Origin of the sequence: Mucilaginibacter sp. UYCu711 (assembly GCF_050433825.1) — a bacterium.
Lineage (GTDB): Bacteria > Bacteroidota > Bacteroidia > Sphingobacteriales > Sphingobacteriaceae > Mucilaginibacter.
This window is the reverse complement of the sequence record NZ_JBNPWM010000003.1, coordinates 443,592-469,645: the sequence shown is the minus strand read 5'-3', so window position 1 is coordinate 469,645 and position 26,054 is coordinate 443,592. Positions and strand designations below refer to the sequence as shown.

General features: G+C 44.8%; 18 protein-coding genes. 11 read left to right on the top strand and 7 right to left on the bottom strand.

Annotated elements, in window-relative coordinates; translation table 11 throughout:
• Position 1: 1 nt before the first annotated feature.
• From ABIB50_RS09225 to ABIB50_RS09185, 9 genes are all read left to right on the top strand, one after another.
• Entirely contained in the window at positions 2-1,018 is a 1,017-nt protein-coding gene (locus ABIB50_RS09225; protein ID WP_429379180.1) for a carbohydrate kinase family protein, read from the top strand.
• Between the two features lie 98 nt (positions 1,019-1,116).
• The gene (locus ABIB50_RS09220) at positions 1,117-3,945 is read left to right on the top strand and encodes an FAD-binding and (Fe-S)-binding domain-containing protein (RefSeq protein WP_429379178.1); all 2,829 of its coding nucleotides are present in this window, start codon (positions 1,117-1,119) and stop codon (positions 3,943-3,945) included.
• A 335-nt stretch (positions 3,946-4,280) separates the two neighbouring features.
• Positions 4,281-4,727, top strand: coding sequence for a DUF1569 domain-containing protein (locus ABIB50_RS09215; protein WP_429379176.1), 447 nt, complete (start codon positions 4,281-4,283; stop codon positions 4,725-4,727).
• A 41-nt stretch (positions 4,728-4,768) separates the two neighbouring features.
• Positions 4,769-5,446 carry a response regulator transcription factor gene (locus ABIB50_RS09210; protein WP_429379174.1) on the top strand — a complete coding sequence of 226 codons (678 nt, stop codon included), beginning with the start codon at positions 4,769-4,771 and terminating at the stop codon, positions 5,444-5,446.
• Complete coding sequence (locus ABIB50_RS09205; protein WP_429379172.1) at positions 5,447-6,808, top strand: sensor histidine kinase; 1,362 nt, start codon at positions 5,447-5,449, stop codon at positions 6,806-6,808.
• Positions 6,809-6,872: 64 nt separating this feature from the next.
• Entirely contained in the window at positions 6,873-8,150 is a 1,278-nt protein-coding gene (locus tag ABIB50_RS09200) for a TolC family protein (RefSeq protein ID WP_429379170.1), read from the top strand.
• Positions 8,151-8,175: 25 nt separating this feature from the next.
• The gene (locus ABIB50_RS09195) at positions 8,176-9,273 is read left to right on the top strand and encodes an efflux RND transporter periplasmic adaptor subunit (protein ID WP_429379168.1); all 1,098 of its coding nucleotides are present in this window, start codon (positions 8,176-8,178) and stop codon (positions 9,271-9,273) included.
• 97 nt (positions 9,274-9,370) lie between these two features.
• The gene (locus ABIB50_RS09190; RefSeq protein ID WP_429379166.1) at positions 9,371-12,508 is read left to right on the top strand and encodes an efflux RND transporter permease subunit; all 3,138 of its coding nucleotides are present in this window, start codon (positions 9,371-9,373) and stop codon (positions 12,506-12,508) included.
• Between the two features lie 127 nt (positions 12,509-12,635).
• On the top strand, positions 12,636-14,378 hold the full coding sequence (locus tag ABIB50_RS09185; protein WP_429379164.1) for an arylsulfatase: 1,743 nt from the start codon (positions 12,636-12,638) through the stop codon (positions 14,376-14,378).
• Positions 14,379-14,833: 455 nt separating this feature from the next.
• On the opposite strand, the gene ABIB50_RS09180 is transcribed toward ABIB50_RS09185, so the two are convergent.
• Together ABIB50_RS09180 and ABIB50_RS09175 are read right to left on the bottom strand one after the other, a co-directional pair.
• The gene (locus tag ABIB50_RS09180; protein WP_429379162.1) at positions 14,834-15,418 is read right to left on the bottom strand and encodes a DUF1543 domain-containing protein; all 585 of its coding nucleotides are present in this window, start codon (positions 15,416-15,418) and stop codon (positions 14,834-14,836) included.
• A gap of 8 nt (positions 15,419-15,426) precedes the next feature.
• Positions 15,427-17,139, bottom strand: coding sequence for an FAD/NAD(P)-binding protein (locus ABIB50_RS09175; RefSeq protein ID WP_429379160.1), 1,713 nt, complete (start codon positions 17,137-17,139; stop codon positions 15,427-15,429).
• Positions 17,140-17,325: 186 nt separating this feature from the next.
• Here ABIB50_RS09175 and ABIB50_RS09170 point away from each other — a divergent pair, with 186 nt between their 5' ends.
• The gene (locus tag ABIB50_RS09170; RefSeq protein WP_429379158.1) at positions 17,326-18,837 is read left to right on the top strand and encodes a glycoside hydrolase family 76 protein; all 1,512 of its coding nucleotides are present in this window, start codon (positions 17,326-17,328) and stop codon (positions 18,835-18,837) included.
• Positions 18,838-18,938: 101 nt separating this feature from the next.
• Positions 18,939-20,138 carry a DUF1624 domain-containing protein gene (locus tag ABIB50_RS09165; protein ID WP_429379156.1) on the top strand — a complete coding sequence of 400 codons (1,200 nt, stop codon included), beginning with the start codon at positions 18,939-18,941 and terminating at the stop codon, positions 20,136-20,138.
• Positions 20,139-20,147: 9 nt separating this feature from the next.
• Here ABIB50_RS09165 and ABIB50_RS09160 read toward each other — a convergent pair whose 3' ends face one another.
• The 5 genes from ABIB50_RS09160 to ABIB50_RS09140 form a co-directional block, all read right to left on the bottom strand.
• On the bottom strand, positions 20,148-21,182 hold the full coding sequence (locus ABIB50_RS09160; RefSeq protein ID WP_429379154.1) for a phosphotransferase enzyme family protein: 1,035 nt from the start codon (positions 21,180-21,182) through the stop codon (positions 20,148-20,150).
• A 35-nt stretch (positions 21,183-21,217) separates the two neighbouring features.
• On the bottom strand, positions 21,218-22,927 hold the full coding sequence (locus ABIB50_RS09155) for an aromatic amino acid hydroxylase (protein ID WP_429379152.1): 1,710 nt from the start codon (positions 22,925-22,927) through the stop codon (positions 21,218-21,220).
• Positions 22,928-23,050: 123 nt separating this feature from the next.
• Positions 23,051-24,202: a 4-hydroxyphenylpyruvate dioxygenase gene (gene hppD, locus ABIB50_RS09150; protein WP_429379150.1), complete on the bottom strand. Its 1,152-nt coding sequence runs from the start codon at positions 24,200-24,202 to the stop codon at positions 23,051-23,053.
• 51 nt (positions 24,203-24,253) lie between these two features.
• Entirely contained in the window at positions 24,254-25,411 is a 1,158-nt protein-coding gene (locus tag ABIB50_RS09145; RefSeq protein WP_429379148.1) for a homogentisate 1,2-dioxygenase, read from the bottom strand.
• 3 nt (positions 25,412-25,414) lie between these two features.
• Positions 25,415-26,053, bottom strand: a complete 639-nt coding sequence (locus ABIB50_RS09140) for a flavin reductase family protein (protein ID WP_429379146.1) — start codon at positions 26,051-26,053, stop codon at positions 25,415-25,417.
• Between the last annotated feature and the right edge of the window lies 1 nt (position 26,054).

Below are 26,054 nucleotides of genomic sequence, written 5' to 3'. Positions count from 1 at the left end.
CATGAAAAACGGCATTTTAGTTGGCGGCAACTGGATAGTTGACTATGTAAAGTTGATAGATGTTTTCCCGGAAGAAGAAAAGCTGGTTAACATCTTGTCCGAAAGTAGTTGTAATGGCGGCTCGGCCTATAACGTTATTATGGACCTTTGGAAACTACAGGCTAATTTCCCGCTCAGCGGGGTTGGTTTGGTTGGCGACGATGATCGTGGCAACCAGGTCATCAGTCACTGCCAGGGCTTGGGTATTAATACTACGCAGATCCGCAAAACTAACGAGGCCCATACTTCCTATACCGATGTAATGAGCGTTAAAGGTACGGGCAAGCGCACCTTTTTTCATCAGCGCGGCGCTAACGCGTTATTGGATATTGACGATTTTGATTTCTCATTATCGCAGGATAAAATATTCCATTTAGGCTATCTGTTACTGCTTGATCAGCTGGATATTATTGAAGCCGACGGAACCAGCCGGGCTTCCAAAGTCCTAAAAAAAGCAAAGCAACATGGCCTACTTACATCGGTTGATATTGTAAGCGAACGGTCTGAGAGGTTTAAGGATGTTATACCATCGTCCCTGCCGTATGTCGACTATCTCTTCGTAAATGAATATGAGGCCGGCATGATAACCGGTGTTAAAACCATTGATCCGGGCGGCAACATTATCATGAAGGATTGTTACGATGCTGCTTTTAAACTCCTGGAGATGGGCGTAAACAAATGGGTTATCCTGCATTTTCCTGAAGGTGTAATAGCCATCAGTGAAGCGGGCGATTCACACTTTCAACCCAGTATACAAGTGCCCGCGGCTAAGGTGGCCGGTGCGTCTGGCGCAGGAGATGCTTTTGCAGCCGGTGTATTAATAGGCGTACATAACAACCAGGACATGAAGGATTGTTTGGAGTTGGGGGTTAGTGCCGCGGCATCAAGTTTGTTTGAGTCCACATCGTCAGATGGTGTGCTACCATCAAATGAATGTCTTAAATTAGCCGGACTTTACGGTTATCGCGACGCTATCTGATAAGAAACCTGAAAAATAATATTAGAGCCTCCCGGATGAATGCCTTAAATTAGCCGGGCTTTACATATCGCGAGCTATCTGAAAAACCTGAGAGAACATTGGAGTCTGCAATTGGTAAATTACTGGAGGGCATATTACCTGCCGAAAGGATCAAAACAGATCTGATCGACCTGGTTGCGTCTGCATCAGATGCCGGGTTTTATTACCTGCGCCCAAAAGCCGTAGTGCTGCCAAAATCAGAGGAGGAAGTAATTAACCTGCTGGCTTTTTCAAGGCAGCATAAAATCCCTGTTACGTTCCGTACTGCAGGTACAAGCTTATCTGGCCAATCTGTTACCGATGGTATTTTAGTTGACCTGAGTCAGCATTGGAATGCTATCAACATAGAAGATAATGGCAATATAGTGCGTGTGAAACCCGGTGCTATTGGCGCCAATGTAAACACTTATTTAAAAAAATACGGCCGTAAAATAGGGCCTGATCCGGCAAGTATAAATGCTGCCATGATGGGGGGCATCCTGTCGAACAATGCCAGCGGCATGTGCTGCGGCGTGAGTAAAAATTCTTATCATACTGTAAAATATATCCGCTTTATATTGCCTGACGGAAAAACTTATACTACCGAATCGGCTATTGATTATGAACGGTTTAAGATCGAATCGGCTGCGTTGTACGAGCAGTTAGCTTCATTACGTGCGCAGATCATCAATAACCCCGAGATTCATGATAAGATCCGCAGGAAGTACCAGACTAAAAATACAGTAGGCTACTCGGTAAACGCTTTTATTGATTTTGAGGAGCCGATGGATATCCTGGCGCACTTACTAATAGGTGCCGAAGGAACATTGGGCTTTATAGCCGAGGCAGTTTTAAATACGGTGAATGATTATCCCGAAAAGCTAACAGCTATGCTTTATTTCACGGATATCTATTCGGCGTGCAAGGCAATAACCCCGCTAACTATTTCGGGTGCGGGTGCTGTCGAATTGATGGATAGGGCATCACTGCAATCCATAGAAAATATGGAAGGCATGCCGGCTATCATTAAAACCCTGCCCGAAAGCGCGGCCGCTTTATTGGTAGAGTACCAGGGCAATACCCAAGAGGAGTTGAAGGTGCAAATGGATAGCTTTTTAGCTATTGCGGATGACCTCTCGCTGTTAGAAAATGCGGTTTTTACTGCTGTGCCTTATGAGCAAGCACTGTTCTGGAAAGTGCGTAAAGGCATGTTCCCGGCAGTAGGTGCGGTGAGGGCAAGCGGCACAACGGTGATTTTGGAGGATATAGCTTTCCCGGTTGATAGTTTGGGCGATGCCATTTCTGACCTGCAACTCCTGTTTAAAAAATATAATTATACCCGGGCCATTATCTTCGGTCATGCCAAGGATGGAAACATTCACTTTGTAGTTACCCAGGCATTTGATACCCCTGCCGAAGTGGAGCGATACCGTACTTTCTTACAGGAAGTGGTTGACCTGGTAGTAACAAAATATGGCGGCGCTTTAAAAGCCGAGCACGGCACCGGCCGCAACATGGCACCCTTTGTGGAAACCGAATGGGGCGGCGAAATTTACCGGGTAATGAAGGCCGTTAAGGAAATTATCGACCCCGAAAATTTAATAAACCCCGGCGTAATTATTAATGCGGATAAACAGGCGCATATTCGAAATTTAAAGGACCTGCCACAGGTTGAGGAAGAGGTTGACCGTTGTATTGAATGTGGTTTTTGCGAGCATAAATGCCCAAGCCGCGATATTACACTTACCCCCCGTAAACGCATTGTGGTGCGCCGCGAATTGCGTAAACTTAAAATAGAGGGCAACGCCGCCCAACACGCCGAGCTGCTTGACCAATATCAATACGAGGGCCTTGACACCTGCGCCGTTGATGGCCTTTGCGCCACCGCCTGCCCGGTTGACATCAACACCGGCGACCTGGTAAAACGCCTGCGCCGTGAAAATCACTCGGCAACTGAAAATAGCCTGGCCTTGTTTACTGCTAAAAACTTTCGCGGGGTTTATCGCGCGGTTAAGCTTGCTTTAGCATCGGGTGTGCTTGTCAATAAGATCTTTGGCACAAAGGCTATGTTTAAACTTACAAAGGCCTTGCGTACCATCATCCCGGGTTTCCCGTTGTGGTCCAATCAATTGGCTACGGCTGGCCGTATACCGCGCAGTAGTGTAATTGCAGGCAATATCAATTCGGTTGTTTATTTCCCGGCCTGTATTTCGCGTGCAATGGGTGAGCCTGTGCCGGGTCAAAAGGGTGTTATGCAAACCTTTATGGATGTATCAGCCAAGGCTAACATCAATGTCATCATCCCCCAAAATATTGAGAAAAATTGCTGCGGACAGATCTATTCCTCTAAAGGATTTAAAGATGCTTATACCTATACTGTTAATGAAACGGTAAGCAAGCTTTGGGAGATTACATCAGCAGGGAAATACCCGGTAGTACTGGATATTACATCCTGTACCCAAACCCTTACACATTGCCGCCCTGCTTTGACTGACGAGAACAAACAAAAGTTTGACGCGCTTACAATTATCGACAGCGTTACTTATATTCATGATCATGTGCTGCCAAACATCAGCATAACTAAAAAGAAGGATCATATTGTACTTCATCCTGTTTGCTCCCTGCAAAAGATGCCGGGTTTAGAAGCACAATTTTCCAAAATAGCCAAATCCCTTGCTAACGACGTTAACCTGCCTGTATTTGCAGGTTGCTGCGGTATGGCGGGTGATAGGGGTTTCCTGCATCCCGAGTTAACCTATTGCGCCACCAAACCCGAAGCTACCGAGGTTAAAGCGGATAGTTTTGATGGTTATTATTCCTCATCAAAAACCTGCGAGATAGCTTTGTCTGACGCGGTTGGCAAAAGCTACCATTCTATTTTGATGCTGGTTGACGAGTGTACAGCGTAGCAACTTGTCGCATTTGCGGATTAGAGCCATCGGCTCGACAAATTTTGTAGCCACGGGTTTTAACCCGTGGTAAAGCGACATCAATCTTTTGAGTGCCGTAGGTACGACGCATATAATATTGGACGTGCCTAAGGCACTCGTATTTTATTGTCTTTTTATACCACGGGTTGAAACCCGTGGCTACAATATGGGCCGAGACTACGCCTCTTTGAAATTGCAATAGGTATCAATTAATACAATTAGCAAATTGTCGCATTTGCCCCTTTAGATTGTCCAGAGTTATAGCGTGTTTATTTGCAGGATAGTGTAGGTTTGTTTTATAACGATCAACAAAAATGAAAACCATTCTTGACGAAGCCACTCGTGACGGACTGATAGCCCGGGCAAAAACCTTAAATGTAGCCAGTAAACCACAATGGGGTAAAATGAGCATAGATCAAATGCTTAAACACGCTATCCTGGCTGATGAAATGTATTTAGGCGAGAAGGTTTACAAGCGCCATTTTTTAGGCTATCTATTAGGCCGGCCCATATTGAAAGCCATATTAAAGGACGAAGCGCCCATGAGACGCAACGCAAAAACCAGTCCCGAGTTTATAGTGACCGAAACAGGCGGCAATGTTGAGACCGAAAAGGCAAAATGGATAAGCGTGCTGGAGCGATATGCTAATTACGACAACCCGGAATTTACACATTGGTTCTTTGGCAAAATGACAAAGGAACAAGTTGGCCAACTGGCCTATAAACATGTCGACCATCATTTAAGGCAATTTAATAGTTAGTCTGTTGTTATCGCCATAACCGTTATATTTGTTAACGGTATATGGCACAAATATTTTTAGTTGAAGACGAAGAGCGCGTAGCGGCTTTAGTAAAAAAGGCGCTCGAGGAAAGTAACCATTCAGTCGAGATCATTCCTGATGGTGCCGAGGCTATCCGCAAATTTGCGCTTAAGCCGTATGACCTGGCAATACTGGATATCATGCTGCCTTACGTATCGGGCATAGAGGTTTGCCGGCATATCCGCCAAAAAAATAAAACTATCCCTGTTTTAATGCTTACTGCGTTGGATAGCGTAGATGATAAAGTAGCCGGCCTGAATACCGGTGCCGATGATTACCTGGTAAAACCATTCCATTTAAAAGAATTGCAGGCAAGGGTTGATGCGCTGTTAAGGCGCAACGCCGCCGACGCGGAGCCTATAATAACTGTAGGTAATATCACCCTAAACACGTCTAATAACACAGTTGAGCGCGAAGGCAAAAAAATAACCCTAACCACCAAAGAATGTGCCTTGCTGGAGTTGCTGATGCATAACAGCGACAAGATATTATCGCGCCAAACCATAGCCGAAAAGGTATGGGGGATCTCGTTTGATACCGGTACCAACGTGGTGGATGTATATGTTAACTACCTGCGTAATAAGATAGACAAAGGCTTTGCCGAAAAGTATATCCATACCGTGGTAGGCAAGGGGTATATATTTAAAACAGAGGTTTAAGTGAAAATAAAAGACCGGCTTTCGCTTTACTTTACGCTGATAGGATCGGGTATCTTGCTGGCCGTAATGGTATCGCTGTACATCTCTGTTTATACTATTGTGCACAACGACTTTTATACCCATTTAAATGATCGGGCAAATGTTGCGGCGCAGGTTTATTTAAAGGCCGATGAAATAAGCCCCGACTCATTAACCCAGGTAAGGAACCGTTTTTCTAAAAACCTGCATGGCGAAGTAACCCGCATTTATGACGACCGTAACAGCGCGGCATTTATTAAAGACGACGAGCAGTACTGGCAGGAAAAAACCATAAAGAATGTAAGGCGGTACAAGCACCTTGAGTATGCCAATCAAAACCGGCAGGTCGTTGGCAATTATTATAAAGATAACCAGGGCAACTTTGTTATCCTGGTTTCGGCTGTTGATCAAACAGGAAAGCGGCAGCTGGACTCGATATTGGAGGCAATGATCGTGGTGTTCTTAATTGTAACCATCACCTTGTTTTTAGTGAGCCGTTGGCTGGCCCAAAGTACATTATCGCCTATAAAAAGTGTAGTAAGGCAAATGCAGCTTATCAAATCAACCAACTTACATTTGCGGGTTGATGAAGGCAAGGGCAAGGATGAAATAAGCGAACTGGCTAATAACTTTAACCGTTTATTAGAACACTTAGAAAACGCTTTCGAGCTGCAACGGACGTATGTAGCCAATGCCTCGCACGAATTACGCACCCCCATAACCAGCATTATTGGTGAGGTAGAGCTGGCCCTGAATAAAGAACGAAGCCCCGGGGAAACTAAAAAAACGCTGCAATTGGTATTAGAAGAATCTGAAAGATTACGCGATACCATATCCGGCTTAATGGAGCTTGCCCAGGTTGATATGGATTACACCATAGCGCAACAAAGCCCTATAAGGATGGATGAATTGTTATGGGATGTCCAAGCCTATTGGGTTAATAAGGCGGGCGCAGAAGCCCTGCAAATCAATATCGAGCATATGCCTGATGATGAAGCCATGTTAACTATCCCGGCTAATTACCAGTTGTTGTTTATCGCGTTAAATAATTTAATAGGCAATGCCTTTAAGTTCTCCAGTCAGCAGCCTGTTAAGTGTAATTTTTATGCAGATGAGATATTGATCCGCATGCAGATTGTTGACTCAGGAATTGGGATCCCAAAAGAGGATCTCGACCTGGTTTTCAAATCATTTTACCGGGCAACCAACTCGCATAATTTTGTGGGCAGCGGCATAGGCTTATATGTTACGCAAAAAATAATCCAGCTATTTAAGGGTACGCTGCAAGTTGAATCTGTTGAGGGCCGGGGTACCGCTATCACCATACAATTCAACAGAAATTAAATTCTAATGTCATTCTAATTTAAGCCAACTAAGCAAGGGGTAATTTTGACGCTTTAGAATAACTATGCGTTTTAAAGTTCTTTTTGTAATACCCCTGTTAATCATTACATCAGCGCTGAAGGCACAAGGCCCGGCTGATACGTTAGCGTTAAATTTCCAGGATGCCGAGAAACAGTTTTTGGCAAATAACCTTGAACTGCTTACTCAGAAATATAATATCGATGCCTCAAAAGCTTTAATTACACAGGCTAAGCTTTGGGATAATCCAACATTAAGCACTGATCAGAATATATATGATGGCGGTAGCAAAAAATTCTTTTACCATAACAGCAATTTAGGGCAGGGGCAGGTATTTGTACAATTGAGCCAGGTATTTAGCACTGCAGGCAAACGCGGTAAGCAAGTACAGGTAGCCAAAGACAATGCCCGGGTGCAAGAAGCAGAATTTAACGACCTGATGCGTAACCTGCGCTATAACCTGCAATTAGACTTTAGCCAGCTGGCTACTTTAATTGAACAAGGCAAAGTATACCAGGTAGAGATCAGCTCGGCAACTAATTTAGTTAATGGGATCCAGAAATCGTTTGATGCGGGCAATACTTCTATGAAGGACCTGGTAAGGCTGAAAGCTTTATTGTTTGGCTTGCAGAATGACCGGATAGAAAATAGCAGGCAAATAAACGACCTGCAGACAGAACTAAAGACATTGTTAGGCGCTAACGAAACCGCCTATATCAATCCTATTACAACTGATCAACAACAACGCCAATCGACAGGGTTGGACATTCCGGCCCTGATCGAGCTGGCAAAAGTTAACCGGGCCGATTACCTCTCTAACCAATACCAGCTTAATTCGGCCACGCACGATCTGGCTTACCAAAAAGCTTTGTCCGTGCCTGATATAACCGTAGGCGTTGCTTATGATAAGAATAGCAGCTACGCGCCAAACTACTATGGTTTGCAAATAGGTATACCATTGCCATTCTTTAACAGGAACCAGGGCAATATCAAGTCGGCAACCTACAACATAAAAAGCCAGGAAAGTACACTGAAAAGTAGCGAAGCGCGCCTTAAAAATGAAGTCGTATCTGCCGTAAGGCAATACCAGCTAACGCAGGAATTATTCTCGACCCAGCAAACCGCATTTAATGAGCAATACGATAAGCTGTTTAGCAACATGCTAAAAAGCTTTAAAGAGCGACAAATAGGTTTGGTGGAGTTTGTTGATTTCTTTGACACTTATAAAGACACCAAACTTAAACTGCTGCAACAGCAAAACAGCCTGCAAAAGTCCATCGCCGATTTGAATTTTGCCACCGGGACAACTATAATAAAGCCTTAATTAACTATTGAATAATTTACGAATAATGAAAAGAGAAACGTTTTTGATTGGGATCTCGGGCCTGTTGCTTTTGGCTGCGTGTAAACAAAAACAGGTGGACGTGCCCGAAAATAAACAGGTATGTATAAGTGATTCATTGCAAAAAATGATAACTATTGATACCGCCAAAACCAGCACCATGAAGGATGAGCTAAGTCTGTCGGGCGAAGTATCAAGCGATGATAATAACGTGGTGAAGGTGTTCCCGTTTTCAAGCGGGCAGGTTACATCAGTAAAGGTATCGTTGGGCGATAGGGTAGAGAAAGGACAAACCCTGGCCATAATGCGCAGCGCGGATGTGGCCGGTAATTATACCGATCTGTCATCAACCCAATCAGACCTCGCCATAGCTAAACGACAGCTTGACCAGGCCGAGTCATTATATAAAAATGGCATCTCGAGCGAGCGCGATTTTACCGAAGCGAAAGAAAATTATAACAAAGCAGTTGCAGCAAACCGGAAGGTTAAACAACAGCTATCTATAAATGGCGGCGGTAATACCAGCGATAACGGAACATTGGTTATTAAAGCTCCGCAAAGCGGCTATATCATCGAGAAAAACATAACGTCGGGCAGCTTTATCCGCCAGGATAATAGTGGCAGCATGTTCACCATATCAAATATGCAGGATGTATGGATCTGGGCCAATGTGTTTGAGTCGGACATCAGCAAAGTAAAAACAGGTTATACAGCTAAAGTAACAACCCTGGCTTACCCCGGTAAAGTATTTATGGGTAAGGTGAATGAGATAAGCTCGGTACTTGACCCTGACAACAAAGTAATGAAGATCAAGATTGCTTTACCCAACCCCGGCATGCTGTTAAAGCCCGAAATGTTTACCAACGTAACCATTACCAATAACGAAAACGCGCAGGCGGTTTCCGTACCGGCAAAAGCTATTGTGTTTGACAGCAGCAAAAACTATGTAGTGATTTTCAACAGTAAATGCGACCTGAAGGTGCGCGAGGTTAGTGTGATAAAAACGGTTGACGATATCTCCTACATCGCATCGGGCTTAAAGCCGGGCGATAAGGTGATCTCCAAAAATCAATTGCTATTATATAATTCGCTGACTGAGGATTAATTGAAGTAGTAAGTATCCAAGTAGCTGGTATCAAGATGCCTGCCACCGATACTTAAAGAAATCTTGCTACCTGATACTAATTACTTGATACTAAAAAATGAATAAATTCATTAAAAATATAATTTACTTCTCGCTAAAGCACCGCTATTTTGTGTTTTGCATGACTGCCGTTTTGGTGGCAATAGGCGTATGGAGCTACAGCAATACACCTATCGAAACTTTCCCGGATGTTACCAATACGCAGATAATCATCATTGCGCAATGGCCGGGGCGCAGTGCCGAGGAGGTTGAGAAGCTGATAACTATACCTATTGAAACGGTATTAAACTCGGTACAAAAAAAATCAAACCTGCGTACCACGTCGGCATTCGGTTTATCTTATACTCGGATAATTTTTGATGATGATGTGGACGACGTTTTTGCGCGGCAACAGGTATTGAGCCGCCTGGCTAATGCCGATCTGCCCGACGGAGTTAAGCCCGAAATTGAGCCGCCTTACGGCCCAACCGGCGAGATCTATCGTTATACCTTAAAAAGCAAAACCAAATCGCTGCATGAGCTTACAGCGATACAGGATTGGGTGCTCGATCGCCAGTTTAAATCTGTACCCGGCGTTGCCGATGTTAATAGCTTTGGCGGCGAAGAAAAAGCTTACGAGGTTAGCGTTAACCCGGCATTGTTGCAAAAATACGGGTTAACCTCGCTTGATGTTTTTACGGCTATCAATCGTAGTAATATCAATGTGGGTGGCGATGTTATCGAGAAAAATGATCAGGCATATGTAGTGCGCGGTATCGGCCTCATCAACAATATTGACGATATGCGCAACATCATTATTAAAAATGTAAATAACGTACCGATATTAACTAAAGATGTTGCCGAAATAAGAGAAGCCGGCCTGCCGCGTTTAGGCCAGGTAAGCCGCGATAAGCAGAAGGACGTTATAGAAGGCATCATCGTAATGCGGAAGGGCGAAAACCCGGCCGAGGTATTGGACCGCGTACGCGCCAAAGTGAAGGACCTTAACGATAACGTCCTTCCAAAAGATGTAAAGATCGATACATTTTACGACCGTACCAACCTGATGGATTATTGTACGGAAACGGTAATACATAATTTACTGGAAGGTATTGTACTGGTAACAGTTATTGTATTCCTGTTTATGGCCGATTGGCGCACGACATTGATCGTAGCTATTATTATACCACTGTCGCTTTTGTTTGCCTTTATATGTATGCGGATTAAAGGTATGAGCGCCAACTTGCTATCAATGGGGGCGGTTGATTTTGGTATCATCATAGACGGGGCCGTGGTGATGGTCGAGGGCATTTTTGTGGCGCTGGATCATAAAGCGCACGAAGTGGGTATGGAAAAATTTAACAAGCTTGCCAAGCTGGGCTTGTTTAAAAATGTAGGTGCAGAGATGGGTAAAGCTATCTTTTTCTCTAAGCTCATCATCATCACCTGTCTGATCCCGATCTTCGCGTTCCAGAAGGTAGAGGGTAAAATGTTCTCGCCATTGGCTTATACGTTAGGCTTCGCGTTGTTAGGTGCGTTAATATTTACGTTGACGCTGGTGCCTGCATTATCGAGCATCTTACTAAATAAAAATGTTAAAGAGAAGCATAACCCGGTGGTGCTGTTCTTCGAGAATGGCATCCGTAAATTGTTTACTTATACCTATAAACATCCTAAAAAGAGTATCCTGGTAGCGGTGGCTTTTATGGTGCTCACCTTCTTCTCGGCCAAATTTTTAGGGACCGAGTTTTTACCCGACCTTAACGAGGGCGCATTATGGGTAGAGGCCGAATTGCCCATGAGCGTATCCTTACCTGAAGCCGAAAGCATCAACCAAAAAATGATGCAGATCCTGGCGAAGTTTCCTGAGGTTAAACAAACCCTGGCACAGGTTGGCCGTACCAATGATGGTACCGACCCGAAAGGTTTTTTTGATGTCCAGATCCAGGTAGACCTTAAAAATAAGAAAGACTGGCCAGCAGGAGTTACTTCTGATGGTTTGATCGATCAGATGGACGAGCAGCTAAGGAAGATACCCGGCGTAGTATTTAATTATTCGCAGCCAATACGCGATAACGTTGAAGAAGCCGTTGCGGGGGTTAATGCCGCGCTTGCGGTAAAAGTATTTGGCCCCGACTTTAAAGTTTTAGACGAAAAAGCCAACGAAATAATGCGCGTGTTAAAAACCGTAAAAGGGGTGGATGACCTGGGCATACTGCGCAATTTGGGCCAACCCGAATTTAGGATAGAACTGGATCAGCGTAAAATGGCGCTGTATGGGGTTGCAACCGCCGATGCTAACTCGGTTATTGAAATGGCCATAGGCGGTAAAGCCGCTACCGAGCTTTATGAAGGCGAGCGCAGGTTTGATATCCGCGTGCGTTACCAACAGCAATTTAGAGATACCCAGGATAAAATAGAGAACCTGATGGTGCCAACGCTAAACGGATCGAAGATCGCCATAAAAGAAATTGCCACCATTAAAACGCTTACCGGCCCGGCATTTATTTACCGGGATAACAATATGCGGCACATAGCTGTAAAATTCTCAAACCGTGGCCGCGATTTGGGCAGTACCATTGCCGAAGCACAGCAAAAGATAAACCGCTTTGTAAAACTCGACCAAGGTTATACGGTACAATGGGTAGGCGAGTTTGAGAACCAAACCCGCGCCTCAAACACCTTAGCTCATGTGGTGCCATTGTGCCTGCTGGTTATCTTCCTGATACTGTTTATCACTTTTGGCAACGTTAAAGATGCATCGTTGGTTATTATGAATGTGCCATTCGCGTTAATTGGCGGGATATTGGCCTTGCACATTACCGGCATCAACTTCAGTATCTCGGCAGGCATTGGGTTTATAGCTTTATTTGGTGTTTGTATCCAGAACGGGGTTATCCTGATATCAGTATTCAAGAAAAACTTAGAAGAGCACATGCCGTTGGATACCGCTATACTGGAAGGTGTGATATCGCGCGTGCGCCCGGTGGTGATGACGGCCCTGATGGCGGCTATAGGCCTGATGCCGGCCGCCATATCAACAGGTATAGGCAGCGAAACACAAAAGCCGTTGGCGGTAGTAGTTATTGGGGGATTGGTAACATCAACCATACTTACGCTGTTGATATTACCTTGTATTTACGCATTGGTACATCGCTTAATACATAAACGCGAAAACAGGAAACTATTAAAGAAAATAGGTGCAGTGCACGGTTAACAGATATTGCATGTTAGGTTTAGTTCGCAAATTGCTCCGGGTTGAGGGACCCGGAGCTTTTGCATTTTAGGGGTTATCATAAAAAGTATATCTTAGTAAATCAGAATAACTTATATACACCACTATTATGAAGAATTTAAGATTTGGGCTCCTCCTTATTTTAACCGTAATTTTTGCAGTTAGCATCATATCATGGCGTGGTAATGCGCCTAAACCTGCACCAGTAAAACAGGCGCAAAAAAGGCCAAATATTATTTTGATCATGTCTGACGATATGGGTTATTCGGACTTGGGCTGCTACGGCGGCGAAGCGGCTACACCAAACCTGGATATGTTAGCCAAAGAAGGCCTGCGCTATACCCAATTTTATAATACAGCAAGATGCTGCCCGTCGCGCGCATCGCTGATGACAGGGCTTGATCCGCACCAGGCAGGCATGGGCTGGATGACCACCAATGATTTTAAACTGCCCGGCTACCGCGGCGACCTGAGCCATAATGCGGTTACTATTGCCGAGGTGTTAAAATCTGCCGGTTATGAAACGGCAATGACGGGTAAATGGCATTTAAACTTCGACCCTAAACCAAACTTTGGTAAAGAGAACTGGCCGTTACAGCGCGGGTTTGATCATTATTACGGCACCATACTGGGGGCTGCTAATTTTTATGACCCGGGCTATCTTACCCGCGGCAACAAGCTGGTAAACACAACTAACGACCCTGAGTATAAACCCGAACATTATTATTTTACGGATGCGATATCAGACAACTCGGTAAAATTTATCAAAGAGCGCGATAAAAATAAACCTTTCTTTATGTACGTAGCGTATACCGCCGCCCACTGGCCGATGCAGGCTCCCGAAGCTGCTATTGCCAAATACAAAGGGCGCTTTGACAAAGGTTATGAAGCATTGCGTTTAGAGCGCCTCGAACGTATGAAAAAACTGGGTGTGGTACAGCCAGATGTTGCGTTATCGGCATTTGATGGCAAATCATGGGCCGGCGAGGAAGATAAACCCGCCATGCTGCGCCGTATGGAAACTTATGCCGCTATGATTGATATTATGGATCAGGGCATTGGCCGTATCATCAAACAATTAAAAGCCGACGGCATGTATGATAACACGCTGATCTTTTTTTTACAGGATAATGGCGCCTGTGCCGAGATCATCGGCACAGGCGAGATAAGGCCGGTGGCACCCAATCCAAACAGGGTACGTAAGCTTGGCCCCGACTCATTGATCTACTCCAACAAACCGGTAACCACCCGCGAGGGTAAGCTGGTAATGCAGGGCAAAAAATTAATGGCAGGTCCTGCAGATACCTATGTATCATACATGCAGGAGTGGGCAAACGTATCAACCACGCCGCTACGTAAGTTTAAACATTATGTACATGAAGGCGGTATCTCTACACCGTTAATTGTGCACTGGCCTGCAGGCTTAAAAGCCAAAGGCGAACTACGAAGCCAGGCGGGCCATGAAATGGATATTATGCCGACGATATTAGATGTTACTAAAACGCCATACCCTAAAACCTATAACCAGCATGATATTACCCCGGTTGAGGGAATAAGCCTGGCGCCAAGCTTTGAAAATAAACCACTACAGCGCGAGGCCATTTATTGGGATCATGAAATGAACAAAGCCGTTCGCATGGGTAACTGGAAACTGGTAAGCGAGGCTGATCTTCTCAAAGGTATGACCTATAAATCATCGCCGTGGGAACTATACGATATATCAAAAGATCGCAGCGAAATGCACGATCTTGCCGCGCAACACCCCGACCTGGTTAAAAAGATGAATGATATGTGGGATGCCTATGCAAAGCGTTGCAATGTGTTGCCGGGGCCGTGGAAGAAGGTAGAGTAAAAGGTGATCTTAATAAAATGACAATTAAAAAAGCATACTACTATCTGTTTTATAAATATTATAAATTCGGGGAATTGTCGTATTCATCTTTTCCAAGCGACTTTACCGCTACTGCCTCAATAGTGTTTTTAGAGGTGCTTTTTTTAAGTTCGCTAAGGGTCTATTACTTTGACTTCATTGATCGAAGTTGTGATTTCGAATTTGGATCCTATGTAACCCTAATTCCCCTGTTCATCGTTTTTTTAATTAATTATATGGCATTCTTAGCTAACGACAATTGGAAAAATTATGTTCATGAATTCGACCAATTACCAAAAAGAAAAAATGCAAGGGGGACGTTGATTGTTATAATAATAACTCTTTTAATAGTAATAAATTTGGCGTTATCTTTTCATATAATGGGTAAGATTACTGGAGTGGCAGATTAATAAAGATGCGGGCATTGAAGATACAGTTTACAACCTATCCAACCTAAAATATCCCAAATGCACCTCATCCTCTGGCAAGCCTGATGCTGAGGTTATTTCCAGATGGTATAAAGATTTTTGAGCCACGGGTAGCATTTCTTCGATCTTATAAACGTCATCTACATCAATGCCATACTTATCATCGATGTGGGCATTAGCGCCTTTAACCGAGGCGATGGTATTGGTGCGGAAGAAGGCTGCTTTCTTGGCATCCTGGATAGCTTGTGCGCGATCGGGTTTGACTGACAGGATCACATAATGCTGCTCCTCCAGTTTCCCCTCCATATAACCGCCCAGGTTTATAAAGAACAATTTATTCTCTGATGTTATGTTCGATTCGTCTTTAGGGAAAACTTTAATTTGATACCCGTCTACACTGTTCACTTCGCGCCAGCCATCAATGTGCAGATTACCTACAGCGCCTTTCCAAAATTTCTTAATATCCGGAACAAGCTCACTCAGCTCGTGGGATATCCCGAAGAAAAAATCATGCTGCTCTACATGCCTGCCCGGCGCTTTCGAGCCAAGCAATAACATATATAATTTTAGCGGAGCTGCTGTTTGCTGGTCCATGCCTTGTGTTATTTAAACATACTTTTAATGATCCGTTCTGATGACGCTTCGCAAAAATCAAGTCCCGAATAATCCGGGTTGAAACCACCAATGTACGGCACCGCCATCATATAGATCCGCTCGTTTAACGCGCCATACTCATCAACCGGTTGGAAATCATCATTGATTGCGATGCCCGGAACGCGGAGATAGTAATAGCCTTTGTCGTCGGTTTCCACATCCTTGTTGCCTTCATCTAATTGAACTTTACCTTGCTCATTATCTTTAAACCGAAGCCGCGCCGGGCTTACGGTTTGCTTGTCGACAAGGCTTTTATAGGGCAGATCTTTATACTTTAAATGGGGTTGGCCCACGCAATCAACAAAGGTCTTAAAATAAACAGTTTGCTTTTCGCCGGCTTCGTCATCATAAAAATAAGTAGCCCCGCCTTTGTCTCCGGGCTCAACATAACTATCATCGCCAACGGATATAATTTCTAATACGCCCGCCTGGTGCAACGCCAGCATTTCTTCGGCCGAGCTTTGCGGAACGAACGCGATAACAATAGAGATTAGCGGCATTAAAACTTTTTGCAAGCGTAACATGTCCTCTGCTGGCAGGTACTTGGCAGGGTAGTTCATCGTAAAACTTAATATCGCCAGCATCTCTTTCCAGTAAACCGAATGGTGCTGTTTGATCGATTTTTCGGCTTCAAGATACTCCGCTTTAAAAAGATCAAAAGGCCGGATGCTTTCGCGCAGATCCATCATGGTGTTTACAAACCCCTCCAGGGTCATGTCCTTTATCCGCTCATAAAATTCGGGCCGTTTATCACGAAACTGCTCCTTAAAATCCTGCTCAAATAAAAAGTCAAGTGATAGGAAGCCATCATGTTCCCGGCGGTAAGATTGCATTTCTTGAATACTCAGCGTCGCATCTTTTGATAAATGCGGATCTTCCAGGTGAAACCTCACCGCAGGCAATAACCCATTACGCGAGTGCATCACCATTTTAAATCCGGCGCTATCATCGGCCAATTGATAAGTGCGATGATGGCCATCTTCGGCCACAGTAAAAGTTCCGTTTGCCCTCGCCAGCGTTCGCACAGCATCAATAGCAGTAAGCGAAGCACCTTTAACAGCCACCGGGTCATTCAACTTTAAACTCAGCTTTGCGGGCGGGTATGGCGAATCAAAATAACCCGGTATTTTACCTTCATATTTTACCGGCCAGCGGTGCCCGGTACAGATAACCACCTGGTCGTATTCAAATTGGTCACTATTGGCTATCTCAACCTTTATAATATTTTGTTCGCGATAATCTATAATATCTGTTACGGTGCTTTCAAAATGGATTTTATAGGGTATTCCCTGTGCTTCGGCTTTTTGCTTTAGCAGCTCAAACTGTGCCGATAGATACTGCCCAAATAGTAAGCGGGGCAATACTTTATAATCATTATATTTTTTTGGGGTGATGTTAAAATGATCCAATAAAGCTTTAGGAGCAGTAGCTATCCAATCGGTAACGGATGTTACCAGCTCTGGGATCTCATTGCCGGATACGTTGGTGATATGCTCGTCGTTAGCGCCATCCTTACTATAGGGCAAGCCCACACCTAACTGGTGTTTTTTTTCAAATATATCTATGGCGATGTCGGTGCCGTTAGTGTCCACCAATCGCTTAAACATAAATAGGCCGCTGGGGCCGCCGCCCAATATGGCAATGCGTCTTTTGTTTTCCAATTAAATTAGCCCACTATGGTAAGTGCTAACTGTTAATTAAAAAGCTGGTGAAATTGTTTTACAGGGTGCTGTTTTTTCTGCAATCGATTGCAATGTAACATATTCACCACATTGCTATAAAAGCTGAAATTTATCTTGAATATTGTTTACAATAACCAGCAATATCAATTTAATAATCCCCTTAATATGAAATCAATTTACTTACGCACCTTAGCGATAGTGGCTTTCCTTGCAACCGCAAGTTCAGTTTTCGCGCAAACCGGCGGCATCACTTCGGGTGCTATCTATTCCATCAAATCAAAATCAAACAGTAAAATGCTGGATGTCACCAACTCATCGGTTGATAACGGCGCCGCTGTTTACAGCTGGGCGGATGCCAGATCTGACGCGCAACGCTGGATAGTTAAGCTCATCAGTAAAAACACTTACACCTTAACTAATGTAGGCAGCGGTAAATTTTTGCACGTGGCAGCAACACCGGCCGACTCGGTTAGTATAGACCAATTTGATGATTCAGGTAACGACTATGTTAAATGGATAATTACCAAAGCAGGCAGCGGGGTGTATACATTGCAATCGGCTGCTAATCCAAAATTTGCGCTTAATTTAAATGCAGCCGGTACCGCCGACGGCACTAAAATTAATTTAGCTACAGTGGCAAAAACTGATGTGCAAAAATGGGTGTTCACTAAGGAAAAGGCGCAGGAAGCCGCGCCCTCTTTAGCCACAGCGACTAAAGCGTTTAATGATTGGTATAATGGTTATAAAATAGAAGACCACAAAGGTTTTTGGGACCAGGCCGAAATGATGGAAACCGTATTAGATGCTTACGAGGTTACTAAGGACCCTGTTTATAAAGATCGTTTTGCCAAACTGTTCACCAATTTTATTACCAACCACAAAGAGGATTGGATGTATAATAAATTTAACGATGATATAACCTGGGCAGTGCTGTTTAGCGTGCGCGGTTACCTGCTTACCGGCAATAAAACCTATTTAGATAAAGCAAAAGATCAATATGATAAAATGTATAAGCGCGCCTTTACCAACAGCTACGGCGGCGGGTTGATCTGGTTTGAAACTAAGACTTCAAAAAATGCCTGTATCGAGGGTCCTGCAGCAGTAGCGGCTTGCTATCTTGCCCAGGCTACCGGTGACAATACTTATTGGGATAAAGCAGTTGCGCTGTATAGCTGGTCTAAAATTTACTTGCTTAACCCGGCTACCGGCAAGGTTAAAGACAACGTCGACCTGAATAAAAGAACCGGATTGCTACGAACCAGCAACGTAAGCTTCACTTATAATGAAGGGACGTTTTTGGGCGCAGCAACTATGCTTTATAAATATACCAAAGAAGCTACCTATTTAGATGAGGCCCAGAAAATAGCGCAATTTACCCGCGATTCTATATATAGAGGAAAAGTGATGAACAACGAAGACAGCGGCGGCGACTTGCCCGGCTTTAAAGGTATATTCCTTCGTTATGCCCGTATGTATACAGTTGAAACCGGAAAGACCGACCTGGTAGATTGGTTGAACTTAAACAGTAAAGTGGCTTACAATAACCGTAATACGTACGGGATCATCCAAACAAAATGGGCCACCCGTACGCCTGAGGTTGCCCCGGTGTTAAAGAAGGGTTTCGGGCCGTCAACCGCGGTGTCGTTATTTTTTAATACGTACCCGTTAAAGAAGTAAGACCACCGGCTATGATATTTAAAAGCCTTCGGCGTAAGCTGGGGGCTTTTTGTTTTTTTATTATATTCGTGCATCACAATTATAAATCAATACGTTAAGCCATGACAACAACTGCCGCTTCAACAAAATACAGGATAGAATCAATTGATATTGTACGTGGGCTGGTAATGCTCATTATGGCGATTGACCATACCCGCGATATTTTTCACGGTGCGCCCGAGCCTACCGACTTGGCGGTTACTTATCCGTTTTTGTTTTTCACTCGGTGGATAACGCATTTTTGTGCGCCAACCTTTGTTTTCCTGAGCGGGGTATCGGCCAACATAGCAGGCACGCGCCGTACACCCACGCAACTATGCACATTTTTGTTTAAACGAGGTTTATGGCTGATTGTGGTGGAACTGATTTTTATAAGCTTTGGCATTACACTCAACCCGATATTCAGCGTATTGATATTACAGGTAATATGGGCCATTGGCGGCAGCATGATCTTATTGGCTTTGCTGGTTAGGCTAAGAGCATCGTTAATAGTTATCGGGATAATAGGCGCTGTCATATTCTTCGGGCACAATATATTGGATGTTGTTAATGTAGGGCCCATAGGTAAGACTATCCCGTGGACATTATTTTTATCGGCAGGCGGTTTCGGGGGCAATGGTATTGTTAACGTGGGCCACCAGCATTTTATATTAATAGCCTATGCGCTTTTACCGTGGACCGGCGTAATGTTGCTGGGCTATGTGTTTGGCACATTATACAAGAGCACCTACAATGCGGCAAAGCGCCGTAAAACTTTATTGTATACCGGGCTGGGCTTATTGGCCCTGTTTGTGGTATTCAGGTACTTTAATGTTTATGGCGATCCTTCGCCATGGTCGGTTCAAAAAACTACGGCATTAAGCATCATATCATTTTTTAATGTTACCAAATATCCATGCTCGTTATTATACCTGGGCATGACTTTAGGCACAGCGCTTATATTGCTTTCAGTATTAGAAGGGGTTAAAAATAAATTCACCGCAATTATGGTAACCTATGGCAATGTGCCATTCTTTTACTATGTATGCCATTGGTATTTGATCCAAACTATACATATTATCCTGTTTTTTGCGATGGGCTTTAAAACCAGCCAAATATTGCCTACAGGTGCGCCGTTCCTGTTCGAGCCGCAGGGCTTTGGGTTAAGCTTAGCAGGTGTTTACGGCGTATGGTTTTTAGCGATATTTATTTTATACTTCCCATGTCGCTGGTTTGCCAAATACAAAAAGACACATACCCAATGGTGGCTAAGCTATTTGTAACAAGGTAGCCTATTCTTCTAACCGGGTTTGGGCGGCAATATATTTGTTTAACAGGCTCAGCTGGTTTTGCGCGCGCACTAAATTCTGCCCGGCATAAGTGGTATGGTAATAAATATCACCATTTAAGTAGTCAGCTAAAAAACGAACCGCCTGCATGTAGATCATAAACTTGCCAGAATAGAAGAACAAATCTTTTTCTGCGGATGTCAGCACTTCGCCCATCTCAGCCATATAGCCTTTGTAAATAGCGGCGAAGTTATCTTCCAGTATAAAAACTTTATCCAGGTCCTTTTCCTCTTCGTTGGCAGGGGATAGGTAAGTACGCATCATATCGCCCACGTCGCTTATAAAATAGCCGGGCATAACGGTATCAAGGTCTATCACACCTAATCCCTTATCATCAGCATCAAACAGTACATTGTTGATCTTGGTGTCATGATGGATAACGCGTAGCGGGATTGTTTTTTCCTCAACCAATTGGCGGTAGATATCGGCAATATCTTCATGCTTCTCTATCTCTTTGATCTCAATGGCCGCTTTATCCAATCTATCAGCAGTCGCGTTTTTTAAGGCTGATTTAAATTGATTGACACGTAGGCTCAAATTATGAAAATCAGGTAAGGTATATTTCAGGCTATCCGCATCAAAGTCATTCAGCAGGCGCGAAAACTTGCCAAACTGCTTTGCCGCCTCGAAAGCCTGCGCAGGCTCAGACACCACATCAACCGTATGCGAGTTTTTAATGAAAGGCAGTAGGCGATAATATTGGTTATCATCAATCACCAGGTAGTCGCCGCTAAGTGTTGGTAGCGGTGCGGCAAAAATATAGTCCGGGGCTGCTTGCGTTAAATAGGTTTGCAGGCTAACCAAATTATCGGCAATAGCCTGCGGCGATTTAAAGATGTTGGTGTTGATGCGTTGTAAAATATAAGCGTCATCGCTGACCGTTACTTTCCAGGTGCCATTGATCAGGCCCGAGCCAAAAGGTACAACAGCCGAAAGATCAGCATCGATACCAAAGGCGCTTAAAATATTTTTAAACATATATAGGCGTAAGCCCAAACTTACAGAATTATTGTTTACGCCGATTGCTCTACCGGGTGTTTGATCAAATAAAACCCATCGCCGATCAGTTTTTTAAGCCCGGGTTGTTTATCGGCTTTATCCTCTAAAAATTGGGTGATGGCTGTCGCCACTTCAGGCTCCTGTTTTTCGCGATCCAGGATCTCTAAAATTTCCAGCGCGCATAACCAATCGTCGGGGAAATCCGTTTGTAATTGTTCCCAGATATAAGCCAGCCGTTCATGCCCCACAGTATCTTCACGACAGTTGCGCACACGTTGGTAAAACCGGTGCAAATCTTGTTGTTTTTGGGTATATGTTGGGTGATAAGTGGTAGTTTTTGGGTGATAAGCAAGCTCTTCGAAAGTGTTTTTATCAGCAGCGCCGCTAAAAACAGAAACGATATCATAGCCCAAAGCCATGTCATAAATACCCCATGCCGGGTCGAATAAAATCTCGCCACCGGCCGAGGTTACCGTGCAGTTTTCAAAAGTGATGATCTGCGGCGTGCTATTTTTTATGGTTCCTTGTACGGTAATGCCGCTTTCAAAATCTAATTGTACCGGGTTGCCTATAATTAATTCGCTATCAGCCTTGAACTGCCCCACAGGCGAGCTGAAACCGTCTTTATGATAATCCTTCGCATGCCCATGTAACTGTTTACCATCGACGGCTAATGCAGCCGGACCGGTAAGCCTTATAAAGGCAGGTTTGCCGTTGTGCTGGATAAAATCAGTCAATGTGCCCGATACCTGCAGACCCGAGCTATACACAACTGTGCAGGTGTTATTGCTTTCCAAAGCTTTGCGTAGGCCATAGACGCCGCCTACTCTAAAAGCCATTTTATTGGCAAACTGCTCCAATACATCTATCAGGTTCTGAAACGTTTCGGTAACAAATAGTTGCTGTTGCGGTTGGGTAATATCATACGGGTAGTTTACCGCGTATTGGTTATACCATAGTTTTTTAACGTCAGGCTGCATACAGGTCGCGCTTTCACCAATAGATGATAATAGCCCCGCACCATAAATTTTAGGGTTCTCCAGATTACCGATCAAACCATATTCTACCGTCCACCAATGCAGGCGGCTAAGCAGCGCCATTTCAGATGGTTCGCCCATGTTTTGCTGGCAATAAGCTACCTGGTTCTGCGCGGCTTTTAACTCGCAAGGATCAGCATCGGGCATTTCTTTCAGAATGGATAAGGCGCGAATGGCCTCATACAATTCATAGTCTTGTGCCGAAAACATCGCCTTTGCGCCTATCGACCCAAAATAACTCAGGTACTGGTGATAATCCGGATCGGCAATAATAGGCGCGTGGCCCGCCGACTCATGGATAATATCCGGCGCAGGCGTGTACTCAATATGTTTTAACTGGCGAATATCCGCAGCGATAACCAACACCTTATAAGCCTGATACTCCATAAACGCCGCCGGCGGAATAAACCCGTCGACCGTAACCGCGCCCCAGCCAATTTTGGCCAGCGCGTCATTCATCTCCTGCAGGTTAGGGATATGTTCAATGGTCAGGCCCGCCTTTTCTAACCCGGGGATATAGGGATAATAAGCCACATCCTTTAAATAGTTGTAATTTTGCCGCATCACATACCGCCATATAGCCTGATCTATGGGCGTATAATGCTCGTAGTGCTGCGGTACAATATATTGCCGCAGATGCTTGGGTAATGCTTTTACCTGGGGATTATTAAAATCTTCGAAGTCCATATAAGTTTGGTGTCGTAGCCTCACCCCGGCCCTCTCCAAAGGAGAGGGTGCTGGCGCGGGACTATTTTTATTTTTTCAAACCGTTCATTAAAGCCCTCTCCTTTGGAGAGGGTTGGGTGAGGCCTATAAGTTCCCTCTTAATTCCTGTTCACGCTCAATTGCTTCAAACAGCGCTTTAAAATTACCTGCTCCAAATGATTTGGCACCTTTACGCTGGATGATCTCGAAAAACAAGGTCGGCCTGTCCTCAACCGGTTTGGTGAAGATCTGCAACAGGTAACCCTCGTCGTCGCGATCAACTAAAATGCCCAGCTTTTCCAGCGGACCTAAATCTTCATCAATATGGCCTACACGGGCGGTTAGCTCTTTATAATATGATGTTGGTACGGTTAAAAATTCAACCCCCCGGCTTTGCAGCTCGGTAACGGTTTTAACGATATCATGCGTCGCTAATGCAAGGTGCTGTACACCTTCGTCTTCATAAAACTCCAGGTATTCTTCTATCTGCGATTTCTTTTTACCCTCGGCCGGTTCGTTTATCGGGAACTTTACATAGCCGTTGCCATTACTCATCACCTTACTCATTAAAGCCGAATATTCGGTCGAGATCATTTTATCATCAAACGTCAGGATGTTTTTGAAGCCCATGGTGTCCTCATAAAAACTAACCCACTCGTTCATTTTATGCCAGCCTACGTTACCTACGCAGTGGTCTACATAGAGCAATCCGGTATCGCTTGGCTGGTAATTGGTTTGATGTGCTTTATATCCCGGCAGGAACAACCCTTTATAGTTTTTGCGCTCGATGAATAAATGCACCGTTTCGCCATATAATTTAATGCCGCTGGTGCGCACCTCGCCAAATTCATCGGTAATAGTTTGCGGTTGCTGGTATGGCACAGCGCCACGGCTGGTAGTTTGCTTAAAAGCGTCGTAGGCATCATCAACCCAAAGGGCCAGCACCTTTACACCATCGCCGTGTTTTTTAATATGGTCTGATATAGGGTGATCTGAATGCAGGGGTGTTGTCAAAACAATCCTGATCTTACCCTGCTGCAAAACGTACGATGCACGGTCGCGCACGCCCGTCTCCGGGCCGGCATAAGCCAGGTCCTGGAACCCGAAAGCCGTTTTATAATAATGCGCTGCCTGCTTGGCGTTGCCTACGTAAAACTCTACGTAATCGGTGCCGTTAAGGGGCAGAAAATCTGTCGCCCCCTCTAAATCTCCCCCGGCAGGGGAGACCTTTTTATTTTCGATTGTTTGTGTTGTCATGGTGTTTTTTTAAAGCCCTCCCTTCAGGGGAGGGTTTGGGTGGGGCTGGCCTTAGCTTATCCAACTCTTATAATAATTCTCATCCTCAATTTCTATCGCGTATTCCGTCAGCATTAATGGCCTGAACGGGTCTATCATTACGGCCAGCTCATCTGTCGACTCTTTGCCGATAGATTTCTCAACCGAACCCGGTGCCGGGCCATGCGGTATGCCGCCGGGATGCAGGGTGATCTGTCCTTTCACTACACTTTTACGGCTCATAAAATCGCCGTCGACATAGTATAGCACCTCGTCGCTATCTACATTACTATGGTTGTATGGTGCCGGGATAGACAACGGGTGATAATCAAACTTGCGCGGCACAAACGAACAGATCACGAAGTTATGCCCCTCGAAGGTTTGATGCACCGGCGGTGGCTGATGCAGGCGACCGGTTATCGGCTCAAAATCATGGATCGAGAATGCCCATGGGTAATGAAAGCCATCCCAGCCTACAAAATCAAACGGGTGCGTGCCGTAGATGTAAGGGTAGATCAAACCCTGTTTTTTAATGAGGATCTTAAAATCGCCTTTCTCATCATGCGTTTCCAAATTCTCAGGCTGGCGGATATCGCGCTCGCAATACGGCGCGTGTTCCATCAATTGGCCATAACTATTCAAATACCTTTTTGGCGGACGGATAGGGCTAAAGCTCTCTACAATAAACAGTCGGTTTGCTTCTGTATCAAACTCCATTTGATGGATCGTCCCACGCGGAATCACCAGGTAATCGCCGTAGGCAAACTTAATATTGCCGAAACCGGTTTTTAGAGTACCGGTACCTTCATGAATAAACACCACCTCATCGGCCTGGCTGTTTTTATAAAAATAGTCGGTCATTGATTTGCGCGGGGCTGCCAGCGAGATATGCAGATCGCTGTTTACCAGTACCGGCTTGCGGCTTTGCAGGTAATCGTCTTCGGGTTCGATGTTAAAGCCGATCAGGCTGGTATGCTTCAAGTGCTTTTCGCGGGCTATTTTAGGCTCTACAGAATATGGCTCGCCCAGCTCTTTAACCATGGTTGGCGGGTAAGCATGATAAATAAGCGAGTAAGCGCTTGAGAAGCCTTCTGTCGACACCAGCTCCTCGGCATACAGCGTACCATCCGGCTTCCTGAACTGGGTATGCCGTTTATGCGGGATCTTTCCTAAGGTATGATAGCTTGGCATGATCTATTGGGTTAATGGTTCATTAATAGGTTTAGGTAACGCGAACAAGCTTTCGGAGGTTACGCGGGTATACCAGTCGCCGCCGAGGCGGGCAACCAGGTCAAAGTTTTCTTGTATTGGGCGTCCGTTATCATCCAGCAGGTCATCCCTGAAATGGATGGTTTTTACTTCAGCTATAACCAAATTGCCTGCGCCGGGGCCCTCACCTAATGGGATGATCTGTTTAACGATACATTCCAGTTGCACCGGCGATTCGGCAACGCGGGGCGGTTTAACGTGTATGGATGCCAGTTCGGTTAAGCCGCATTCGCGAAATTCATTCACACCCTTTGGATACTCGGCGCTGGCCTGGTTTACTTTGTAAACGATGTTATGATCAACGATATTGATGACGCATTCCGCAACTTCCTGTATGTTCTCTAAAGTATGCTTGGTGGTATTGTCCCTAACCCTGCGCGAGGGCGAGAACACGCAAACCGGCGGGTTGGCGCTAAACAAATTAAAAAAGCTAAACGGACTTAAGTTCACCTTGCCATTCTTATCAATGGTGGATACGAACGCGATGGGCCTTGGCGCAATGGCGTGCTGCAGGTAGTTATGTACCTGACCGGTGCTCATCTCTGCTGTTTCAAAGCTTTTCATC

What these genes read in the sequence shown, in the direction of transcription:
- ABIB50_RS09185 (WP_429379164.1), top strand. Translation starts at nt 12,636, where the DNA reads ATGAAGAATTTAAGATTTGGGCTCCTCCTTATTTTAACCGTAATTTTT.
- ABIB50_RS09180 (WP_429379162.1), bottom strand. Translation starts at nt 15,418, where the DNA reads ATGGACCAGCAAACAGCAGCTCCGCTAAAATTATATATGTTATTGCTT.
- ABIB50_RS09170 (WP_429379158.1), top strand. Translation starts at nt 17,326, where the DNA reads ATGAAATCAATTTACTTACGCACCTTAGCGATAGTGGCTTTCCTTGCA.
- ABIB50_RS09225 (WP_429379180.1), top strand. Translation starts at nt 2, where the DNA reads ATGAAAAACGGCATTTTAGTTGGCGGCAACTGGATAGTTGACTATGTA.
- ABIB50_RS09145 (WP_429379148.1), bottom strand. Translation starts at nt 25,411, where the DNA reads ATGCCAAGCTATCATACCTTAGGAAAGATCCCGCATAAACGGCATACC.
- ABIB50_RS09160 (WP_429379154.1), bottom strand. Translation starts at nt 21,182, where the DNA reads ATGTTTAAAAATATTTTAAGCGCCTTTGGTATCGATGCTGATCTTTCG.
- ABIB50_RS09140 (WP_429379146.1), bottom strand. Translation starts at nt 26,053, where the DNA reads ATGAAAAGCTTTGAAACAGCAGAGATGAGCACCGGTCAGGTACATAAC.
- ABIB50_RS09210 (WP_429379174.1), top strand. Translation starts at nt 4,769, where the DNA reads ATGGCACAAATATTTTTAGTTGAAGACGAAGAGCGCGTAGCGGCTTTA.
- hppD (WP_429379150.1), bottom strand. Translation starts at nt 24,202, where the DNA reads ATGACAACACAAACAATCGAAAATAAAAAGGTCTCCCCTGCCGGGGGA.
- ABIB50_RS09165 (WP_429379156.1), top strand. Translation starts at nt 18,939, where the DNA reads ATGACAACAACTGCCGCTTCAACAAAATACAGGATAGAATCAATTGAT.
- ABIB50_RS09200 (WP_429379170.1), top strand. Translation starts at nt 6,873, where the DNA reads ATGCGTTTTAAAGTTCTTTTTGTAATACCCCTGTTAATCATTACATCA.
- ABIB50_RS09190 (WP_429379166.1), top strand. Translation starts at nt 9,371, where the DNA reads ATGAATAAATTCATTAAAAATATAATTTACTTCTCGCTAAAGCACCGC.
- ABIB50_RS09215 (WP_429379176.1), top strand. Translation starts at nt 4,281, where the DNA reads ATGAAAACCATTCTTGACGAAGCCACTCGTGACGGACTGATAGCCCGG.
- ABIB50_RS09195 (WP_429379168.1), top strand. Translation starts at nt 8,176, where the DNA reads ATGAAAAGAGAAACGTTTTTGATTGGGATCTCGGGCCTGTTGCTTTTG.
- ABIB50_RS09155 (WP_429379152.1), bottom strand. Translation starts at nt 22,927, where the DNA reads ATGGACTTCGAAGATTTTAATAATCCCCAGGTAAAAGCATTACCCAAG.